The organism is Microcoleus sp. B9-D4 (assembly GCF_036705105.1).
Lineage (GTDB): Bacteria > Cyanobacteriota > Cyanobacteriia > Cyanobacteriales > Microcoleaceae > Microcoleus.
This window is the reverse complement of sequence record NZ_JAUBTS010000135.1, coordinates 1-4,275: the sequence shown is the minus strand read 5'-3', so window position 1 is coordinate 4,275 and position 4,275 is coordinate 1. Positions and strand designations below refer to the sequence as shown.

5 protein-coding genes are annotated in these 4,275 nt (G+C 46.1%); 1 reads left to right on the top strand and 4 read right to left on the bottom strand.

The window, feature by feature from the left end; translation table 11 throughout:
* Nucleotides 1–872: 872 nt before the first annotated feature.
* Nucleotides 873–1,361: a GNAT family N-acetyltransferase gene (locus tag QUB24_RS32925; protein WP_333053288.1), complete on the top strand. Its 489-nt coding sequence runs from the start codon at nt 873–875 to the stop codon at nt 1,359–1,361.
* Between the two features lie 178 nt (nt 1,362–1,539).
* Here the strand turns inward: QUB24_RS32925 and QUB24_RS32920 are convergent, their stop codons facing one another.
* The 4 genes from QUB24_RS32920 to QUB24_RS32905 form a co-directional block, all read right to left on the bottom strand.
* Complete coding sequence (locus QUB24_RS32920) at nt 1,540–2,475, bottom strand: HAMP domain-containing sensor histidine kinase (protein WP_333157759.1); 936 nt, start codon at nt 2,473–2,475, stop codon at nt 1,540–1,542.
* Nucleotides 2,476–2,500: 25 nt separating this feature from the next.
* Nucleotides 2,501–3,094 (bottom strand): L-threonylcarbamoyladenylate synthase, encoded by a 594-nt coding sequence (locus QUB24_RS32915; protein ID WP_333157757.1) that lies wholly within the window; start codon nt 3,092–3,094, stop codon nt 2,501–2,503.
* A gap of 67 nt (nt 3,095–3,161) precedes the next feature.
* The gene (locus tag QUB24_RS32910) at nt 3,162–4,142 is read right to left on the bottom strand and encodes a HemK/PrmC family methyltransferase (protein WP_333157755.1); all 981 of its coding nucleotides are present in this window, start codon (nt 4,140–4,142) and stop codon (nt 3,162–3,164) included.
* Nucleotides 4,096–4,275: hypothetical protein (locus QUB24_RS32905; RefSeq protein WP_333157754.1), on the bottom strand; the 180-nt coding region annotated here is incomplete at its 5' end. The genes QUB24_RS32905 and QUB24_RS32910, both read right to left, overlap by 47 nt.

Genomic DNA, 4,275 nt, shown 5'->3' with positions numbered 1-4,275 from the left:
TCCACAAAGAGTGAATTTTCTTGTGGAACAGGCCGGAAAGCCTGTTCATAAAAAGCTTATTGAGAATGGTGCAACATTATTTCAGTTGTAACGAAGTATTGCTATGAAAAAACCCGGTTTCTCTGTAGACAAACTCCCAACCCCTAAAAAATCAGTCATTCCCATCTAAAATCTCTAATCTCAAATATCAAATGGTATGAGTTTTGACACTCCCCAGCCTAAAGGCGTGGGGATTCTTAATTCATCGACTAACCTTTAAGCGCCATGTCCTCGTGGCAATTCTTAAACTTTTCAACCGTAGGAAATACTACCAATTGACGAGCTTAACTCACAACACCCCAGAGGGTCTGTCTCCAAAAGCGTACTAGGATAGTGAACCTAGAGTTCGGATATGCCCTACCCTACCTAACAAATGAAAAAGTTCTTTGTTTTCTGGTAACGAGGATGTATTAATCCCCTAGCTGTTTTAAGAGTTTTCGCCGCTCTGTGTCCCCAGTTTGTGCCTAAAAGTGTGTCTTAACTGTTTCACGAGGGCATTGCGAGTTTAACCTTGACTTTTGCAGTATACTACAAAAAACCAGCAATTCCCTGATTTTTTAGAATAGATTTAAGAAATTAAAGCCGTTCTAGAATAACGGGGTTTTAAACCCAACTTTCCGATAAGTTGGGAATTTTGACTCAAAGACTTTTTTTCAAAATTTGCCCCAAAAAGTATTAATAATTACCGAAATTAGTTAAAAAATATGTATGAATAAAAATAGTTTTGTAAATCGGGAATTCAATCATTGATTGTTCCCACGCAAAATCAACTTTCACTCGTGTAAAACAGTAAAAGTAACACAGTTGAGATACAACTTCAAGGCAGATTGAGCATGACATCAACGACTAGGGATTCCAGTCACATTCAATTTTGTATAGGTCGCGATCGCGCCGACATCGTACAGATCCAAGAACTATTTAAAGCCGCCGCCTTTTGGGCGAGGGAACGCAAGATAGAAGATTGGGAAATTGCGATCGCCAACAGCGAACCAGTTGTTACAGTTTGGGACGGCTCACGGGCGATCGGCTTTGCCAGAGCCACCTCAGATGGCATCTATCGAGCTACCATCTGGGATGTCGCCATTCACCCGGATTACCAAGGTGCAGGACTCGGCCGCAAATTAGTGCAAACCGTCTTGAGTCACCCTCGGATGTGCCGAGTAGAGCGAGTTTACCTGATGACAACTTACAAACAAAGCTTCTACGAGCGCATCGGTTTTCAGCAAAACGCTAGCACCACAATGGTACTTGAAAATCAGCTTCTAGAAGAGAATCTCGAATTAGAAATTAGCAACGGCGAATTGCTAACTGCTAATTGTTAAATACGCACAAAAATTGCACCAAAATCTATAATATGTAGGGTGCGTCGCAGCGCACCTTACTCCCTATTAGACATCTCCAATAATTCTTGTGGAACAGGCCGGAAAGCCTGTTCAAGACAGGCTTTTCACTCCTATGTCTATTAAATCCCGTAGATTGCTCGTTGCCGAACTTTCTTCATCAGAAAGTTGCCAAAGGAATAGAACACTGAGTCCGGTTAAAATTGCACTCTTCGGACTCAGAAGGCACCGCCAGAACCTCCAACTTTCCGCTCATCAAACTTAAAAGAGTCTGATTCATCAATAACCTCATTCCAGAAGACACCTGAGAATTATCACTGCTCTTGGTAACATCACACTCCAAATCGTGCTTCAGCAAATCCCAAGACTCGCTCCAAGCACTCACTGAACGCTGATCGTCCACCCAAATTTGAACGTATCCAGATTCCGGCGAAGAATGCGCCGAAACAGAAATACTCCCCTCCTCCATCTGAGCAACAGCAGTATCTACCAAATTGACTAAAACTTGCCTAAACCTCGGCAAATCTGCCAATACATAAATCCCCGGATCTGGCGGCAATATCTCCAAACGAATGCCGCGATTAGCAGCTTGCAAGTAAGTTAAATCATCAACCTCGTCAAAAACCTTAGCTAACTGAATCGGCTCAATATCCATCCTTTCAGTGCCGTGTTCAGTTTTAGCAACAGAGATAATTTCATCTATTAATTTCACCAGCTTGAGTGCCGCGGCGTGAGCTTGCTCGACAAACTCTCGTTCCTCAGCAGGATCGTCGCACAAATCCGAGAGAATTAATTGCAGCGTACCAATCATAGTGCTCAGGGGCGATCGCAACTCGTGAGAAGTCCGAGCCAAAAAACCCGCCTTAAATTGGCTCATCTCCGATGCCATCTGATAAGCCAATTGAGTTTGCTTAAGTTGCTCGGAAAGGGCATCAAACTTCTCTAAATGAATTTCTTGAGGAGGTGGGGCTACTTTGGGCGCCGGTTCGGGCTGTTGCGAGCTTTTTTGCCGCAGGCGCCAAATCAAACTGCTTCCCAAACCCAGCCCCAGTCCCATACCTAAATATATAAAGTTGCTCCAGCCGATCGGCGCCATATTGCTTTGCCTTGGAGTTTAGCTTTTAGCATTCTAACTCGATCGCGCCTTGTCGCAATATTTCCCACTCGCTGCCCCTCCATTTAGCCACAGTCGAAGGCAAACTCGAAGCTGTTGTCGCTGTTGCTAATTCAGAAGGAACTAATGTCAAGACTTCGGGAAACTGAGCCTCAATTTCTGCCACAGATTCCAGAGGCGGCTGACCGGATAAATTAGCACTGGTAGTAGCCAAAGGGCCTGTCTGCTCTAGAATCTTGAGCGCAAGGGGAAAGTCAGGAACTCGTACTCCGATGGTAGTTGGGTCGATCAAATTCATGGCCGCCGGGACTTTTGCCGAAGCCGGCAGTACCAAAGTTAACGCCCCCGGCCAATAGGATTCGACCACTTGCTGCCACAATTTTAACTCTGCTGGACTTCCCTGCACGTAAGGCCACAAAGCCTGGGCGGATGCTGCCATCAAAATCAGCGGTTTGTCTTGACTGCGGCGTTTAGCTGCAAAAATCAACTCCGAGCGATCGGGCCGCGCAGCCAAAGCGGGTACAGTATCTGTAGGAAAACTGACGATATGATTACCAGAAATTGCCCCTTGAATTAAGGAGTCGATCGCAACTTGTGTCATGCCATTTTAGATTTGAGATTTGAGATTTGAGATTTGAGATTTGAGAAGTACGACATATTCTTGAAACCTACAGACGGTAGGCTAAGGCAAACCGATCGATCCCTGCTAAATCAGAAAATATCTGAACTTTGCCATAACTCCCGTGACTTTGCAGCATATCAGCTACCGCCTCAGCCTGTCCCGCCATCATCTCAACCAACCAAACACCCCCCGATTCTAAATAATCGGGAGCCGTTTCTACCAAATGCCGGATGCACTCTAACCCGTCAAAACCGCCGTCTAAGGCCAGATGAGGTTCGTGCTTCAAAACTTCCGGTTCCAGAGTCAGCACCGTACTGCTGGGAATATAAGGGGGGTTAGACACCATGCCGCTAACGCGACCTTTAAGAAATTCTAGCGGTTCCCACCACGAACCTTGATAAAAATTAATTCGCGATTCAAAGCCCAAATTCTCAGCATTCAGTCGAGCAACTGCCAAAGCTTCCGAACTGCAATCTACTCCATAAACCCTAGCATTTGTCAACGCACAAGCTAAGCCGATCGCGATCGCCCCGCTGCCCGTTCCCAAATCCACCCAATGCGATTTGGCAAATTCTCCCCCCCGAAGCTCGGAGAAGTTTAAATCTTCTCCCCCCCTTACTAAGGGGGGGTTGGGGGGGGTAGATTTTTGATTGATATTTTCTGCTTCTAAACGGCTTTTCACAGCTTCCACAGCCAAATCGATCAGCAATTCCGTTTCAGGACGCGGAATTAGCACCGCCGACGTTACTTGGAGCGAAAAATGTCGCCAATGTGCAACTCCCGTTAAATACTGCACCGGCACCCGTTCCTGCAATCGCCGCAGCCACAATTGAGCAAGTTCCGATAAAGACAACTTTAATTCTATTTTTGGCAAATCTTTAAACGACTCCAAACGCAGAGCCAACCTATCCAAACCGGCCAGCTCTTGCAGCAGCCAGTCGATTTCTGCTAGGGGAATGTCAGAGGCTCTCGCCTCGGTTTTAGCTTGATTCGCCCACTGCCAAAGCTCTAAACCAGAAACAAACATAAGACTTTTTGGGAATTGGGCATCGGGCATCGGGCATCGGGCATCGGGAATTGGTAACTAAGGAATGAGAATTAAATAACTTCCACTCTTGAAAGTGGGATGGGCGTCCCGCCCGTCCAAAAAAGACGGGCGG

What these genes read in the sequence shown, in the direction of transcription:
- QUB24_RS32925 (WP_333053288.1), top strand. Translation starts at nt 873, where the DNA reads ATGACATCAACGACTAGGGATTCCAGTCACATTCAATTTTGTATAGGT.
- QUB24_RS32915 (WP_333157757.1), bottom strand. Translation starts at nt 3,094, where the DNA reads ATGACACAAGTTGCGATCGACTCCTTAATTCAAGGGGCAATTTCTGGT.
- QUB24_RS32920 (WP_333157759.1), bottom strand. Translation starts at nt 2,475, where the DNA reads ATGGCGCCGATCGGCTGGAGCAACTTTATATATTTAGGTATGGGACTG.
- QUB24_RS32910 (WP_333157755.1), bottom strand. Translation starts at nt 4,142, where the DNA reads ATGTTTGTTTCTGGTTTAGAGCTTTGGCAGTGGGCGAATCAAGCTAAA.